The organism is Paenibacillus sp. J22FR21 (assembly GCF_056269135.1).
This window is the reverse complement of sequence record NZ_JBWDNJ010000003.1, coordinates 52,380-68,466: the sequence shown is the minus strand read 5'-3', so window position 1 is coordinate 68,466 and position 16,087 is coordinate 52,380. Positions and strand designations below refer to the sequence as shown.

10 protein-coding genes are annotated in these 16,087 nt (G+C 49.9%); 1 reads left to right on the top strand and 9 read right to left on the bottom strand.

Features of this window, described 5'->3' with window-relative positions:
* The first annotated feature begins 197 nt into the window (after positions 1 to 197).
* On the top strand, positions 198 to 1,070 hold the full coding sequence (locus tag AC0YNS_RS11145; protein ID WP_475781069.1) for a helix-turn-helix domain-containing protein: 873 nt from the start codon (positions 198 to 200) through the stop codon (positions 1,068 to 1,070).
* 59 nt (positions 1,071 to 1,129) lie between these two features.
* On the opposite strand, the gene AC0YNS_RS11140 is transcribed toward AC0YNS_RS11145, so the two are convergent.
* From AC0YNS_RS11140 to AC0YNS_RS11100, 9 genes are all read right to left on the bottom strand, one after another.
* Entirely contained in the window at positions 1,130 to 3,244 is a 2,115-nt protein-coding gene (locus tag AC0YNS_RS11140) for an alpha-galactosidase (RefSeq protein WP_475781068.1), read from the bottom strand.
* Positions 3,245 to 3,277: 33 nt separating this feature from the next.
* A complete protein-coding gene (locus AC0YNS_RS11135) occupies positions 3,278 to 6,376 on the bottom strand; it encodes a discoidin domain-containing protein (RefSeq protein ID WP_475781067.1) in 3,099 nt (1,032 codons plus the stop codon).
* A gap of 33 nt (positions 6,377 to 6,409) precedes the next feature.
* Positions 6,410 to 7,228, bottom strand: a complete 819-nt coding sequence (locus AC0YNS_RS11130; protein ID WP_475781066.1) for a carbohydrate ABC transporter permease — start codon at positions 7,226 to 7,228, stop codon at positions 6,410 to 6,412.
* Complete coding sequence (locus AC0YNS_RS11125) at positions 7,228 to 8,106, bottom strand: carbohydrate ABC transporter permease (protein ID WP_475781065.1); 879 nt, start codon at positions 8,104 to 8,106, stop codon at positions 7,228 to 7,230. Before AC0YNS_RS11125 ends, AC0YNS_RS11130 begins: the two co-directional genes overlap by 1 nt.
* 63 nt (positions 8,107 to 8,169) lie before the next feature.
* Positions 8,170 to 9,570: an ABC transporter substrate-binding protein gene (locus AC0YNS_RS11120; RefSeq protein WP_475781064.1), complete on the bottom strand. Its 1,401-nt coding sequence runs from the start codon at positions 9,568 to 9,570 to the stop codon at positions 8,170 to 8,172.
* A gap of 108 nt (positions 9,571 to 9,678) precedes the next feature.
* The gene (locus tag AC0YNS_RS11115; RefSeq protein ID WP_475781063.1) at positions 9,679 to 11,280 is read right to left on the bottom strand and encodes a response regulator; all 1,602 of its coding nucleotides are present in this window, start codon (positions 11,278 to 11,280) and stop codon (positions 9,679 to 9,681) included.
* Complete coding sequence (locus AC0YNS_RS11110) at positions 11,273 to 13,063, bottom strand: sensor histidine kinase (RefSeq protein WP_475781062.1); 1,791 nt, start codon at positions 13,061 to 13,063, stop codon at positions 11,273 to 11,275. Before AC0YNS_RS11110 ends, AC0YNS_RS11115 begins: the two co-directional genes overlap by 8 nt.
* Before the next feature lie 504 nt (positions 13,064 to 13,567).
* On the bottom strand, positions 13,568 to 15,172 hold the full coding sequence (locus AC0YNS_RS11105) for a type 2 periplasmic-binding domain-containing protein (protein WP_475781061.1): 1,605 nt from the start codon (positions 15,170 to 15,172) through the stop codon (positions 13,568 to 13,570).
* A gap of 20 nt (positions 15,173 to 15,192) precedes the next feature.
* Entirely contained in the window at positions 15,193 to 16,083 is an 891-nt protein-coding gene (locus AC0YNS_RS11100) for a carbohydrate ABC transporter permease (protein ID WP_475781060.1), read from the bottom strand.
* Between the last annotated feature and the right edge of the window lie 4 nt (positions 16,084 to 16,087).

Genomic DNA, 16,087 nt, shown 5'->3' with positions numbered 1-16,087 from the left:
CACTCCCTATTAAAATATGAATTCTACTCCCTACTTTAACGAACGTCGTCGGTAAGAACAATTGAGCATCAACGGATAATGATGGACTATATTCTGATTTATTGTTATTGAACACCGTCGCAACAGCAGATACAATAACAGTAATAAAGCACCTCTGAGAAACGAAGGGATTTGATCGTATTCACGCTACGAAGAAAATGGAAGGATTTCGAGAACAGCGTCTCTTCGTCCTCCCGGAGTATATGCAGCGCGAGCTTGCCGGAACCGAGCTGACCCGGCAGCTGTACGTTAGCGATATCGGTTTCTTTCCGCATGCCAAGCACCACTACAGGGAGAGGCCCGAAGGCACAGACGCCCATATCTTCATCTATTGCATCGACGGCCAAGGGAAAGTGCTAATAAACGGCGGAGAACCTCTCGACATCGGGTCAGGCAGCCTTATCGTGATTCCGGCAGGCATGCCTCACCGCTATTGGGCTTCCGAGCAAGAACCGTGGAGTATTTATTGGTTCCATTTGAAGGGAGACCACGCTCTGGAGTTGACCCGTCTGTATGGATTGCAGTACAAGGCTATCCCGCTTCCTCGCTCCATTGTTTCTGAATTCGTCTCCAACATCGAACAATCGCTTGCGATCATCTCGGACAGACCCTATTCGATTCACTCCCATGTATACGTCTCGCAGACCATGCGCTGGGTTCTGAGCGGCGTTGGCCAAGAGCTTATGAATGTAAGCCATGACCATAAACGAGACCAGTATCTGGAGAAAGCGATGCGGTATATGAACGAACACATAGGGACAGCCGTTCGGCTACCTGAGCTTGCCAGATACACCGGCATTTCGACGCAGCATTTGATCCACCTCTTCAACAAGGAAACCGGCTTCTCCCCAATTGATTATTTCCTTCGCATGAAGATGCAGCATGCCGCAAGCATGCTCGATTTAACGGACTTAACCGTGCGTGAGATCGCCGGCTCCGTCGGTCTTGCCGACCCCTATTATTTCTCCCGCCTATTCAAGAAGCTCATGGGCTACGCGCCTACCGAATATCGTAAAATCCCCAAAGGCTAGCACATAAAAAAAGTAGGCTGCATGTTACGCAGCCTACTTAGATATTTATTGTTCAATGATCATTTCTCAACTCGAACGATGCGGATCATTCGACTCTGACAATCACCGGAGAACCCTAATGCGACGCCAATTCGCATTAGGAAGCTGCCATGCAGCTCAACCGTTCGGCCATCTCCGGCATCAACCTGATACAAGGCATCCGGATCAAGGCCCTGCAGAGCAAGTCGGCGTTCCCAAGCGCCGAAATGCTGCGCATTCTGGAAAGCAAACACGACGGACTCTTGCCCGTCTCTGACTACATACTGGCATGCCGCAACATTGGAATGCCGTAATGAAGACAAGCGATATAAATCACCATGCATCGTAATCGATCGGACTCGTTTATACTGCTCCACATAGTCCTTCGCTTCGGCCAGTTCTTCTTCTGTCCAGCGATCGATGTTCGCTCCTATGCCGAGACCGCCCATCATCGCGCTATGAAACCGGAAGGAAAGCGGAAGCCTTCTTCCGTTCATGCCGTGAGGGGACTCCGTGACCCAGCACATCATGACAGACGGGTCATATGCGTAGGTGAAGCCTTCCTGAATGTGTAGCCGATCGAGCGCGTCCGTATTATCGCTGATCCAGGCTTGATCCGCGAAACGCAGAATTCCGAGGTCGATTCGGGCTCCGCCGCCCGCGCAAGTCTCAAACTCTACGTTCGGGAACCGCCTGCGAAGCTCGCCCCATATTTCATACAGGTTGTTCACATGGCGAATCCAGTATGAATGCTCCCTTTGCTGCCGCTCACCAGCAATGCCCGGTTCCGTTACGGTTCGGTTCATATCCCACTTAATGAAGGAAATATCGTAGGCACCTAGTAATTCCGTCATGAAATCGAGGACAAACTGTTTGACTTCCGGAAGCCCGAGGTTCAGCAGCAACTGATTCCGAAGCTGTGAGCCGGTACGCGTCGGGAATTGATAGACCCATTCCGGATGCGCGCGGTACAAATCACTGTCCGGATTGACCGATTCAGGCTCCACCCAGATCCCGAAATCCATGCTGAGCGATTTGACCTCGTCGATCAGCTCGTTCAAGCCATTCTGGAACTTCTGCGGATTGACCTGCCAATCGCCAAGGCCTGCTCGGTCACTGTTGCGGGCGCCAAACCAGCCATCGTCGACAACGAACAGTTCGACGCCGATATGCGCCGCTTTGTGCGCGAGTGCTTTCTGATCCAGCACGTTCACAGCGAATTCCGTCGCCTCCCAGGAATTGTACAGCACCTTGCGGATGCGCGAGCCCGGCAGGATCGCGGCTTTCTGATAACGGTGCAGCTTACGGCTCATCTCGCCAAAACCATTCTCGGAAAACCCGCCCGTGAAGACGGGGGACGTAAAGGATTCGCCCGGCGCGAGCGTGAAGCTGCCGTCGAAATCATTGATTCCGCCGGTTATTCTGAGGTGGCCGAACGTCGTTTTTTCTGCGACGATTTTCCAATTGCCGCTCCAGCCGAGCGCGCCGAACCATACACTGCCGTGCGTTTCACCGGCGGTCCCGTCGTCGATCGCAAACCATGGATTGGCGTGCGGGCCTGTAAAGCCTCTTCTTGATTCCAACACTTTCTTACCTTCTGAGAGCACATCTGTCCTCAATTGATACTCTCCTGCCCAGCGGCCCGTGACATGTGTCAAACGGTATGCGGATAGGGAAAGCACCGACCAGATGGCTGACAACACTTGCTCGATGCGGACAGCTGAAGGCTCGCCGTTTGTTACCGTTACATAACGCTCGATTAGGTCGAATTCGGGAAACACGTGGTAATGCAGATTCACTTGAATATCGTAGTGATTGTCTGCCAAATGAACGACCAGCTCCTCGGGCTTATCCATCGAGTAGCCGTCAAATCGCAGCTTTAGATCGCGCACGCCGTCGCCGAATGTCACCTTCAAGGCCGGCTCTGCGTACAAAAGGTCGCCCCAGCCCCCGTACTCTTCCGTTTCGCGGTCTACGGCCGCATCGAAGGAGCTGTGATGTTTCGTCCTCAGCAATTCGGCGCAATCCCCGGCATGCACCGGGGCTCCCCAATAGAGATGCTGCACAGTTCCGCTGTCGTTGATGCCGAACAGATAGGATGACCGTGCGGTACGGATGGTGAAAATACGGGCATCTTCCAAATAGCCAATCGGCACAGCGATCACTCCTCTGAGATGTAAGTTTCAGCTTTATTGATAAATGGTGAAAATCAAGTCCGTATCCGTTTGAGGTGACCAGGTCTGCCCTCCATCGCCTGTATACTGAGCGATCCCGCCGGCATAAACGTCGCCGCTGTAGGCAAAGCCGTATTTGTTATCGGTAGATCCGTCATCCAGCGAATTCGGCGACCGCAGGATAAATCCGTACTTCTTCGTCGTATCGAGTCCGCTCAGTCTCGGGTAAATCGAGTACGGCTGCGGAGAACCCATGAGATTGTAAGGCGGAACGGCCGCGGTAAACAGCTTCTTCACCGGCTTCATGTTGCTATCGAGCTCCACGATGTCGATATACAGATTGTCTTCCGGCACTTTGCTGACATAGCTTTCGTAATAATACACGTCCATCTTAGGAAGCGATCCGCTCGTCAGCGTGAAGGTTTGCATCCTCTGCGTTTGCGCTCGGATATCCGAATAGCTCCAGAACGAACCGTTGCTGTCGTCCTGCGCGATGACGGAACCGGTATTGCCCGGAATGTTGTACGCTTCGATTTCATTGACGGAGCCAAGCCAGTGGCTGGTTTTCATATAAAGTCTGATTTTCGAAGTCGAGACCGTCTTGAAGTCCAGCTCTCTCCTGTCTCCAAGCGTCAGCCCTTTGGTCAAGTCGACATACTGCGATGCTGCGTCATCCCAATATTGGAGCGCAAAATTCCATGTTTCATATTCCTGCTTCTCGTAGCCGTACTCGCTGACAACGACACGGTTGACGCTCGTCGGAGCGCCGAAGTTGATCTCGAGCCACTGGTTGCTGAAATCGTTATTCGCTGGCCAGCCTGCGCTCCAACGGGTTGAAAAATTGCCGTCAATGACGTTCGATGCTTCGTAGCCGGCCCCGTAGGATGAGGATGCCGAAGCTGTAACCCCTGCACCGAGCGCCAAGTTGACAGGTGCTCCCGGGTTGCTGCGCGAGCCTTTACCCGAGATGCGAATCATAACGGATTCGCCGGGTCTTAACGTGCGTGAATAACTGCCGGTATACGTACCCAGCGTCGTCTGGCTGTACAGCTCGGAGAGCGTGTACGCCTTGTCCGCGCTGAGATGCAGATCCTTGAATGAAACAGCGACCGGCTTGCTGTTGTTCATATCCCAATTGGAAATGCCGACGATGACGTCCCCATTCTTATCATTCAGATACAGAGTCTCCGGCGAATGCTCGCCTTTCAGATAGAAGTTCGTCATGCTAAGCGGTCTTGCCGCTTTGCCTAAGTCTGCAACGTCCAGCAGCTCCCTGTTCATGACGAGCTTCTTCATCCGGTCCTCCGAAATGAACGGAACATCGTCGCCAAGAAGCAAATGACCGCCGCCCATCACGATCGCAGTGGTTAACAGCGTTGATTGATTCAGCGTTGTTTTCCCGTACACGCCTTGCACGATATTTTCGGGCATCGACATGTCCGCATCGTTAAAGGGATACAACGTGCCGTTTGTCCACCACGATGCAGCCGCATTAAACGCTTGGCGCTCAATGCCGGAATAATGGATGCCAGCGCCGTCATCGAGACCAATGACCGTGTCGCAGCCGGTTCTTCTGCCGTGGGCGTATCCCGAAGGCAGCAGCGGCGCGATCGATTCGTCGATGAAAATTTTCTGCCACGCACCGACAAGCGCATCCCGCATGATTTTCATTCCGATCCGGTAGGCCTGTATCCCGTTCTTGCTCTTGTCGTAGAAGCTGCCTTCGTACATGCCGAAATCAATAAAGTCGAGCTTGACGTAGTCGAAGCCGGGCTCGACATGATTGGTATTCATCAGCCACTTCAAATACGCCTGTCCGCCCGGATGCGTCGCATCGACTATCGGCGTGTTGAGATAGGACATGACCGGATTGCCGTTCGCATCCTTCAGCGCGATATCGCCGAACGAATAGGTCGTCGTAGGTACAAGATCGGTCAGCTTATTCCAGATCGCAAAAGGCGCTTCATAGGAGCCGGCTTTCATGCCTTTGCTATGTACATAGGTAACGTAATCCTTCAAATTCCGGATCTGCTCCTGCCCTTTGACCCCCTGATAGCTGGCGTCCAAATTCATATAATTGTAGCCAAGCGACTTCAAATGCGCGACGAAGTAATCCGTCATGGCATACATCGCGTCAGCTGTAGCATACTGGCTGTAGAAGTTGTACCAGGTGTTGTAGCCCCTCGGTACATCGCCTTTCCACTTCAGCATCGGCTCTTCGACGGTGTATGCTTCCCCGAAAGTCTCGAGTCCCGACTCATAATCATCGAAATACCCAATAAAGAAGGCATCCGACGACACGGAAGTGCCGCTCTGCTGTCCGCCGGCATTGTAGACGGAGAAGCCGCTCAGCGGGCCGTTCGGTGTTGCCGCCTGACCGAGATGCTGCATGCTTTTCCAAGCTTTCGTCGTGGCCGCTCCGGCAATGACGCCATTCTTCGCCGTATTATCAAATACCGCCGCAACCCAGTAGCTTGTTCCGTTGAACGCGCTCCACTGATCTTCTACGCCGTAGGGGCGGTCATAGCCGTTCTGGCTTTTGCCGAAATCGTCGACGGGCGCTACGCCGAAATCATAGTTATTCGTATAAGGCGTCGTATAGATCCGTTTGTCCGTGCCCGAACCGATATCCAGATTGTCGGATGCAATCGGCTCCAGCACACTAATCGTTTGGGTTGCCGCACTGCTCACTGTCATATCTGACAGAAAATAAGGCTGGTCCTCGTACATCGTCAGCCGCAGCATGATGGTCGGTCCTGAATCGAGCACGCTCTTGATCGTTATTCGCTCGCCATGCTTGCCATATCCGTCATTGCCGATTGCCTCCCACTTTGCCGAACGCGTACCGGGATCGTAGGAATGAATGCGGGAACTCGTCCCATAAAGCTCATAATCGGAATAGAAATTCGAGATCAGCGTTGTACGGCCTTGCTTGAAGCTGCCGCGCCCCGTCGACAAATCGTACGTGAGCGATATCGAGCCGTTGTCAGCGGTTACGACAGATCCCGTCTGTCCTACGGATACTTTGGTTGGTTTAGCCTCTGCAACGTTAATAGGTCCAATCATCGTAAATATGAGCAGTAAAACGAACAATCCTTGAATGCTTCGTTTCATTCTGTACGTCCCTCCCATAATGATGATTCTGATTTATCCTTTAATCGCTCCTGCTGCAATGCCCTTAATAATGAATTTCTGCATGAAGAGGAAGAAAACAATAATCGGAATAAGCCCCATGACGGCATAAGCGAAGGCCAAATTCAAATCGCTGCTGTACTGTCCGAAGAAGTAATACTGCTGCAGCGGAATGGTGCGATACGCTTTATCCTGCAGATACAGCAGCGGAAGCAGGAAGTCGTTCCAAATATACAGCGCATTCAGCACGACGACGGTAGCGGTGACGGGCTTGAGCAGTGGAAGCACGATGCGGGCAAATATGCCCGGTGTCGTACAACCGTCAATCCGCGCCGCTTCCTCGATCTCAAGCGAAATGCCTCGGATGAAGCCCGCATAGAACAACACCCCCATCTGAACGCCGAAGCCGCCGTAAATCAAAGCGATTCCCCAGTGAGTATCGATCATATGAGCCATCTTGCCCATCTTATAAAGCGGAAGCATGATAACCTGGAATGGAACCATCAAGCCGGAAAGAAACAGTACATAGATGAATTTATAGACGGGTTTATTCCGACGAGCAATAGAGTACCCCGCAAGCGCGGATACGAAGATGATCAACGCGACGGAAAGCAGATTTACCCACAGACTGTTTCGGATCGCGGACGGATACTTCGACGTTTTCCATGCATGCACGAAATTATCCAGATGCAAGCTCGTCGGCAGCGCGTAGAAGGAGTCGAAGGTTTCCTTCGCGGATTTCAGCGCCATGAGCAGCGCGACGTACAGAGGAAAAACGAATATGAGCGCCAATAAGGAAATCAGTGTAAGCACGATCGCATGCGTCAGCTTCATTACATATCCACCTCCCGTCTTCTAAAAATAGTCAGCTGCACAATGGTGACGATGACGAGAATGAGGAAGAACAGCATCGACAATGCCGTACCGTACCCCGCTTTAGCGGAATTGAAGGAGACATTGTAAATAAACGTCGAGATGACCTGAGTCGAGAAGGCAGGACCGCCGCCGGTCGTCAAGAAGACGAGATCGAACACTTTGAGCGAACCTGTCAGCACGAGCAGCAAATTAATCGTGACCGAAGGCGCAAGCAGCGGCAGCGTAATATGACGGAAAGCGCCGAACCAGCCGGCGCCGTCGATCCGCGCGCTCTCGGTCAGCTCCCCGGGAATGCCCTGCAAACCGGCGATGTAGATAATCATCGGAGAGCCGATCCCCTGCCACAGCGAGATGACGATGAGCGCCGTCATTGCATGATCCGGATTACCGAGCGGGCTTGTCATATCGACGCCGAAATAGCCGAGCAGCTTCGGCAGGCCATTACTATAGTTGTAGCTCCAAATATAAGCCGACAGCACCGTGGAGATCGCAACGGGCAAGAAGAAGATCGTGCGGAATACTTTTCTGAATTTCAAATAAGAATCGAGCAATACGGCAAGCAGCAGCGACACGAGGTTCACAAGCACCGTTACCAGTATCGCGTACTTGAACGTGTTGCGAAGCGCCGCCCACAGGTCAGGATCGCGCAATGCCTGCGCGTAGTTTTCCCACCCTATATATTTCGCGGTAGGTGCGACGCCGTCCCAATCCGTGAACGAATATTTCGCGCCAATGACTAACGGGACGATCACCGCAAACGCAAACAGACACAATCCCGGGAGTATAAACAGCACATACCACATCTCGCTGCGGATCGATCGCTTTAAGCTATTCATAGACGAATTCCTTTCCGATAAGTAACGGCATAGGCGCCGCCTATGCCGTCATCTGGGATACGATTATTTATGGTTCTTGGACACCCAATCATCCAGTGCGGAAATGACTTGGTCCGGCGTTTCTTTCTTAAAGAACATTTTTTGAAGGTGTTGGATGAGCTGACCGGTCCAATCGATCGTCGTTTTCGACATATACGCTTGCGAGTTGTACAGCTGGCCGTTATCGAAGTAAGGCTGCAGATCGTTCAACGCCGGCGCGATGTCGGTCGTTGCGCCTTTTACGTAGCTCAGCGTGTTCGTATTCTTCACCCAAGCGTCTCCGCCTTCTTTGCTCGCCATGAAAGCAAGGAATTTCAACGCCGCTTCTTTGTGCTGGGATTTGCTGCCGAGCGCAAGCGAAGCATCCGGATTAAACTCCAATTTGTTCAAGCTTTCGTCATTGCTGAACGGATACGGGAAGTAGCCGATGCCGGTATTGTACAAGTCCGGATTTTTCTTCTGAATATCCGCAAGCGGCCATGTGCCCATGTACATCATGCCGACATCGCCTTTGGCGAACAGGTCGACGACGTCGTTGTAACCGAGGCCGAGCTGGTCCTTGTTGCCGAGATCGAATATTTGCTGGGCATGATCGAGCGTTGTCTGCATCGCCGGATTGTCGGCGAATTTGGTGCCGCCCGTCTCCAGCTTGTCGAAGAAGTCGGGCTGGTTCGCGGCAAGCGCCGTGTTACTCGGCAAATCGCGGCCGATCCACATGCCGAGCGGCCAGCCATCCTTCCAGCCGAGCGCGAACGGCGTTTTGCCCGCCGATTTAATCTTCTTCGCATTCTCGATCATGGCGTCGAACGTTCTTGGCACTTCGAGATTCAATTCACTGTAAATATTCTTGTTATAGAATACGGCGATCGGTCCGGCGTTCAGCGGCATAATGTAGTTCTTCCCGTCCGTTGCCTGCGACGTCAGCACGTCCGCATCGAAATTGTTCAGGAATTCCTGCCCGGTCAAATCCTCCACGTAACCGCCGTCCACAAACAATTTTGCCTGCGCGCCGGCATTCAACGTGTACACGTCAAGAATGTCTCCGCCTGCCAATTTCGTTTTTAGAATGGTGTAATAATCGTCATATTTCACGGGCTGTACATCGACTTTAATGGTCGGATTAGCCGCTTCGAACTGATCGACGATTTTCTGAATGCCGTCCGTCACGTCGCTCTTGAAGTGCATGAACGAAATCGTTACCGGTTCCGTGCTCGCTTCCGATGCATTAGTCGCCGATGTGTCGTTCGTAGTCGTGTTCGAAGCCGCATTGGAAGCGTTCTCCGTTGATGACGTATTCGAGGCTGTATTCGATGATGCATTTGAAGATGTGTTCGCGGATGACGACGCATCATTGTTCGCGTTACCGCATGCCGCAAGAGAAAGCATTGCGATGACGGCACTCAGACCGACCAAACTCTTTTTCATTTTCCAGTCCCCTTTTCCTGTATTGTCCGAGGACGATTGTTTCGTCCATGAGTCTATCTTATCGGTCGGCCACTTTTCACGTAATGAATTAATTTGTGTTTGCCATGTTCAATATTTTGTGATTTCCGTTGCTCCAACCGTTCCATCCCGGTATTCGGAAGGCGTCTGCCCGGTAAAACGCTTGAATACCTGACTGAAATACCGCTGATTCTCGTAACCGACCAGCTCGGATATTTCGTTGATTTTGCTTTCGGATGCTTTCAACAGCTCGCAAGCCTTCTCCATTCGTTTGCGCGTGACATATTCGGTGAAGTTCTCGCGCGTGATGCTCTTGAACAGCTTGCTCAAATACGCGGCATCCATATGGAAGCGCGTCGCAACGTCGATGAGACTGAAATCCTCAAAATAATGCTCATCCAGAAACATGGCGATTTCGCGAACCGAGCGAACATTCTCCGCCTCGCCGACGCTGGCACAATGGGCTTCCATAGCTTGAGTAAGCAGGCTGAGGAATGTATGCAGCTCCTTCTCGTCCAAGATGCGGGACACTTCGTCAGCGTCGAGCAATACGGACTGCGTTGCCTTAATCCCTTTCAATTCCGAAAGCGACAGCTCAATCATCTGCCTCATATCGCGCTGGATCTGGCGAATGGTGACATTAGGCTGCCTGCCAACCTTTTCGCAGTAATCGTTCAGCAGCCGCCTGAAGTCTTTCGCATTATGGGCTCCGATCGCTTGCCTCATCGATTTCAAATCGAAGGAGCCCAGCAGCTCAACCGGCTGTACCGCTCCCGGGCTCTCAGCCGATGAGAATGCGAATGACTCCCCCAGCAGGCGATTATTTCGGAGCGCGTCATTAGCCGCTTGATACGCGGCAGGAAGCTCTTCGAGTCTTGCATAAGCACGGCTAAGCCCGGCTACCACGCCGACGAGCAGCATTTTACTGACAGCTTCGTGATAGTCCTTCAATAGCTGCCGAGCCCTTTGTTCATCATAGGAAGCAGCCGGGAAGAGCAGACAAATACGCGTACGGTCATCCGATTTATAGACATGCAGCTTGTCCTCCCGCATCACTTCGTACAGAATATTTTCCAGGCTGAATAAGAACAGATCCGCGTTCCCGTGAAATTTAGTTCGGGACATCTCGCTGAACTGCCGAAACATGCACACCGCAACCCGATAACCGCCGTCCACGGCGATACCGAGCTCTCCTGCTTCCCGCTGTATATCCGCCGTATTCGTAATCCGATGGCTTGTAACGGTTTGCAGAAAGGTCTCCCGCTTAAGAAGCCGAACCTCCTGATTAAACCGCATTTGCTGCTGAATGCTCATGTACGTGTTACAGGCTTGGATCGCCTTGTTGAGTGCTTGCTCGAGATCCGTAACGGACACCGGCTTGAGCACATATTCGCATGCTTGATAGGTGACGGCCGCCTTCATATATTCGAACTGCGAATAACCGCTAATGACGATTACCTTGATTTCGCCGAACCGTTCATGAAGCGCTTCCAAAAACTGCCCGCCGTCCAATACCGGCATATTCATGTCGGTTACGACGATATGCGGCCTTCGGATCGGGATAAGCGCAAGCGCCTCCTCGCCGTGCCTTGCTTCCGCGATAACCTCGACGTCCAGAGCAAGCTCGCTGATCATTTTGCTGATCGATTTGCGGCTCCACGGCTCATCGTCCACTACCATAACCTTATACATGCTGCATACCTCTATTCCTGTAGGGGATCGTTACCATCACTTCCGTACCTTCGCCTTCGATGCTATCGATTCTGAGCCCATAATCGGATCCGTAGTACATGCGAATTCTCTCGTTCACGTTTTTCAAGCCGATCGATATGCCGCTGAATACTTCGGTGTTCCTATGCCCCAGAACCGTTCTAAGCCGAGCCAGTTGCTCCGCGTCTATACCTGGACCGTTATCCCGCACCTTAATGATGGCCCGATCCGATTGCTGCACCGCCGTGATTTGCAGATGAAGCTGCCTGTCCTCGGTTTTACCCAGTACATGAACAATCGCATTCTCTACAATGGGTTGAAGGACGAACCGGATGACGCTGCATTCAAGCAGCGCATGCTCCACATCGAACTCGGTAACGAGCGATTCTTCGAAACGAAGCTGCTGAATATATAAATAATTTTTGAGATGCACCACTTCCAGGCCGATGGTGGACTCGCTATTCCCTTCGTAGAAATTGTAACGGAACAGATCACCAAGAGCCCTGCACATTTCATGAATGTCATATTCCCCGATTAACACGGCTTTGCCGCCGATGGTTTGAAGGGTATTGTATAGAAAATGAGGATTGATTTGCATTTGCAGCGCCATGATCTGCGCTTCCTTGTTGCGAATGAGCAGCTGATACTCCTGCTCGATCAATTCTTGAATCTTGTTTGTCATGAAATTAAAGTTTCTTGTCAATTCGGACAGATCGTCGCGCCAAGGGCTCGGCTTCAGCGTGACATGGAAATCCCCTTTACGGACAGCCCGCATGGCCTTGCTTAGCGACTGAACGGGCCGCGTAATAAACTGCTGCGCCATCGATGAGAATAACGCAATGATGAGCATCACGAGGGCAAGAGCTCCGACCGTCAGCCACAGCGTATTTTTACGGTTCTGCGCGAGCTCGCTGCTCGAGTATAGGAGCGTAAGCCCGACGTTGCCATTGTCAAGCGAAGACGTGCTGATCAATGCCTGACGGTGGTCCGTGAATTGAAGCTCGCGCTTGCCGTAAGAGGCGAAGTTATCCGAGCGAATGTAGGTTTGGACCGCGTCACTGAATTGATCGTTCGTGCGATAGAAGGTTTCGCCTTTATCATTCTGAAGGACAATATTGTTCGGGGATCTATTATAGGTTTCGATCTGTTTCACGAAATCTCTCATCTTCGTATAGAAAACTAAAGTGCCGTATTTATTTCGATAGAAAGGGTCATAGATCGTGATGGCATACACGAAAAACCGCTCCCCCTGCTCCTTGTCCACATAAGTGAACATCAGGGCGTGCTGAAACGGCAAATCCAGCAATTCATCTGCATGGGGGACGGAATCGTCGAACCGAATCGAATCGTAGCTGGCCGCTCTCGACCAGGAATCCCTCAGCTTATTGTCCTGTCCATACATCATGATCTTGATCACATCTTTATTCTTGCTTTGAACGAGACGATAGTAGTTGTCGAGCGCATCCTTGGTTTGAAAAATATCTGCGTTGTTGTAATTAGCACCATTGCGCATCAGATTGACCAATTGGTTGAAGCCATAGACCTGCAAGGCAGACGAAGAGAAGCCGCGGAAGAATTGATCCAAGTAATTGGACAAATATTCGGCGTTCTGGTCGGCGCTCCTGACCATGGTACGCTCCAGCGAAAGCGAGCTTGACCTGTAGAACAGGAAAGATAGGAAGAGCATCGGGATAAGGGAGATGACCACGCTGCTCAAGACGAGTTTGGTACGTATGCTCCGGTTGATAAACAGCCGCTTGATCATTCGGGTCTCCTCCGTTAAAGCAGGTATATGGCATGAGCTGCATGTGCTCATTTATATCTAATCTATTTTACCATCGCGATTCTGCCGCACAAGAAAAGAAAACGTGTTCTTTATGTTAAAAATTTTGTTGTAATCATTAAACGATTCAAGCATGAATAATGAGACAAAAAAAATGAATATACGTGTCACGTATGTTCCCATACTTCAGCAATGAGCGCATGCTTTGTCGCATTCCAACTCTAACGGTTGTGACAGTGCTTATTTGGCATACATACACCCTTTTTATTTTCTAACGGTTGCCAGCGAGCTTAATTGAACGTTTTCCACTAGGAATCGACCAATTTGCTGCAACGTCTGTCACAACCGTTAGACTTTTAAAAGGGCTTATTTTTATGAAATAGCCACGCTGATAGCCGTTAAAGTTTTATCCCTATGCTTAACTTTCATCATGCAAAAAAGCTGCCGAATTTGTCGGCAGCTTTCTCTGTTTTCTTACTGATAACATTATCGAGCAGCAGCTTCCTCTTCAAGCACTTTACCGCCTGCATCTCTCCAGTTTTCTACAAATGTGTCGAAATACTCGATCGGCTGCTTGCCTGTAATGATATCAACGTATGCCTCTGATCTGATTTTATCAAGCTCTGCTCCATATTTAGGCTGAGATGGGAGAGGTAGAATAACCTCATTCATAATACCATCACTTTGGAGTGTTCCAAGAGACATGCCCCAGGCATACTCGCGGTTAACTTTCCCAATGATAGATGGCATCCAGATCGCATTATTGAATGTTGCGCCTCCGCCGATTTTCACGATTTCATTCCAATCGGAGAACGAGCCAATCGCTTCAGGAAGTCCATCTTTTAAATTGTAATTCACGCCTTCTTTACCATAACGCGTATGCATGTAACCTTCATACGTAGCTGAGCTGTATTCCAGGATACTTAAAATACGAGCCATCTTCTCTGGGTCCTTCTCGACTTGCTTGCCCATAACAATAAATCTACCTTGAAGCGCGTTTCTAAGCTCTAGACCTCTCTTACCATCCGGACCTGCAACAGGCTTACCATAGACTAACTTGTCTACCGCATCTGGAAGCGTTTTTCTCATTTCCATAATGTTTGAGCCTTCGCGATCTCCATCTGATTGAGCCGGCTTCCAGTAGAGGTATTCCGGGTAGCTGGTTACTCCAATCATGCCGCTTACAAAATCGGTTGCGATTGACCAGTCTCCGCCTTTGTTTTCTCCACCCGCATTTACAAATTCAGGAGTTAGAACACCGTCTTTATACCATTTGGCCAAAACTTTCAATGCTTCTTTCATTTCCGGCTGGACAGCACCATACACGAGCTTTCCGTCTTTGCTTGTCCATGCAGTCGGGAGATAGCCATATGCGCCATAAACGGCTTGCATCATCGATGTAGACAAACCATACGTGTCTTTCTTACCGTTCTTGTCCGGATCATTGTTAGTGAATTTATACATGGCGTCTTCAAATTCCGCCAATGTATCCGGCTCTTTTGTGATGCCTACATTTTCAAGCCAGTCCCCTCTCCAAACAACAAGCGGTCTGAAATTACCACTTTCCGGATTAGGAACAACGAGACCATAGTTTTTATCATCCGATTTCGTCAAATCCAAATACTTGGACACTTCAGTTTGGTAGGCGTCGTATAGAGCCGGTGCATCCTTTTGAATCGTTTCATATGGGATTTCACTAATAATTTCATCGTCTATGTATTTTTGATATTTGGAGAAGTTTAGCGGAAATACATCAGGAACTTCGCCTGCAGCGATTTTGACATCAAATGCAGCCGCATCACCGACGTCTACCATCGTAAGATTTACATTAAATTTCTCTTCAATCTCTTTGACAATCTCACCCTCGTTATCAACCGGGCCTGTCCAACCCACCCAAGAAATATCAAGTTTTTTGTCAAAGTTTGATGCTGTAGTAGAGTCATTCGTCTCATTTGACTTGGAATCATTTCCTGCAGTTTTTTCACCGCTCGATGCGTTGTTTGAATCGGAACCACATGCTGTGAACGATGCAAGCATAGCGGTACATAGAACAAGTACCATACTCTTTCTTAAGCTGAATAGATTCTTCATTGTCTTACCTCCCCAGTTTTTTATCCCTTCAAAGAACCAACCATAATCCCTTTAACAAAATATTTTTGTAAAAAAGGATAAATGGCAATGACGGGCAGCGATGTGATCATGATGGTAGCAGCCTTAATGGTTGTTGGATTAACGCTACCAGCAAGTGTTGTTGTGGTTGACCCAGCCTCCAAATTCACATCGCCTTTTTGAATAATGTTTCGCATGACAACTTGCAAAACCTGATTCTCAGGCGACGTTGAATACAACATCGAGTCAAACCATGCATTCCAATGACCTACAATAGACCAAAGTGCAACTGTGGCAAGGATAGGAGTAATCATCGGCGTAATGATACGAAATAGGATTGTAAACTCATTTGCGCCATCGATTTTTGCGGACTCCTCAATGCTCTCAGGAAGTGAACTGATATAATTTCGAATCAGGATCATGGAGAATGCAGGAACCAAATTCGGAAGAACCAACGCCCATATGGTGTTCATCAGATGCAGCTCTCTCATCAAGATGTAGTTGGGAATCAACCCTCCACCAAAAAACATCGTAAACACTACAATTCCGGTCCATAAATTTCTGAAGGGCAGATTTTTTTTAGTAAGCGGATATGCCGTAATCAGGCAGAAGAATAGTTCCAGAGAAGTCCCAAGAACAACACGTAGGGTCGAATTTACAAACCCCGTTTTGATGTAGCTATAGCTCAGTACGCTTTTAAAATTATCAAATGACAGCTCAGGAGGAATAAAGTGAATTTTAGTAAGAGAGATATTGCCTGCGCTTAATGAAAGCGATAGGAGATACATAAAGGGATAGATTGTCGTAAAACAAAGTAAAATCATGAAAATGACATTCAATGAATCAAAGACGTGCTCGCCAAAACTTTTCTTTATCCGGCTAGAACTATTCAACTCG

What these genes read in the sequence shown, in the direction of transcription:
- AC0YNS_RS11145 (WP_475781069.1), top strand. Translation starts at nt 198, where the DNA reads ATGGAAGGATTTCGAGAACAGCGTCTCTTCGTCCTCCCGGAGTATATG.
- AC0YNS_RS11135 (WP_475781067.1), bottom strand. Translation starts at nt 6,376, where the DNA reads ATGAAACGAAGCATTCAAGGATTGTTCGTTTTACTGCTCATATTTACG.
- AC0YNS_RS11130 (WP_475781066.1), bottom strand. Translation starts at nt 7,228, where the DNA reads ATGAAGCTGACGCATGCGATCGTGCTTACACTGATTTCCTTATTGGCG.
- AC0YNS_RS11125 (WP_475781065.1), bottom strand. Translation starts at nt 8,106, where the DNA reads ATGAATAGCTTAAAGCGATCGATCCGCAGCGAGATGTGGTATGTGCTG.
- AC0YNS_RS11120 (WP_475781064.1), bottom strand. Translation starts at nt 9,570, where the DNA reads ATGAAAAAGAGTTTGGTCGGTCTGAGTGCCGTCATCGCAATGCTTTCT.
- AC0YNS_RS11115 (WP_475781063.1), bottom strand. Translation starts at nt 11,280, where the DNA reads ATGTATAAGGTTATGGTAGTGGACGATGAGCCGTGGAGCCGCAAATCG.
- AC0YNS_RS11110 (WP_475781062.1), bottom strand. Translation starts at nt 13,063, where the DNA reads ATGATCAAGCGGCTGTTTATCAACCGGAGCATACGTACCAAACTCGTC.
- AC0YNS_RS11105 (WP_475781061.1), bottom strand. Translation starts at nt 15,172, where the DNA reads ATGAAGAATCTATTCAGCTTAAGAAAGAGTATGGTACTTGTTCTATGT.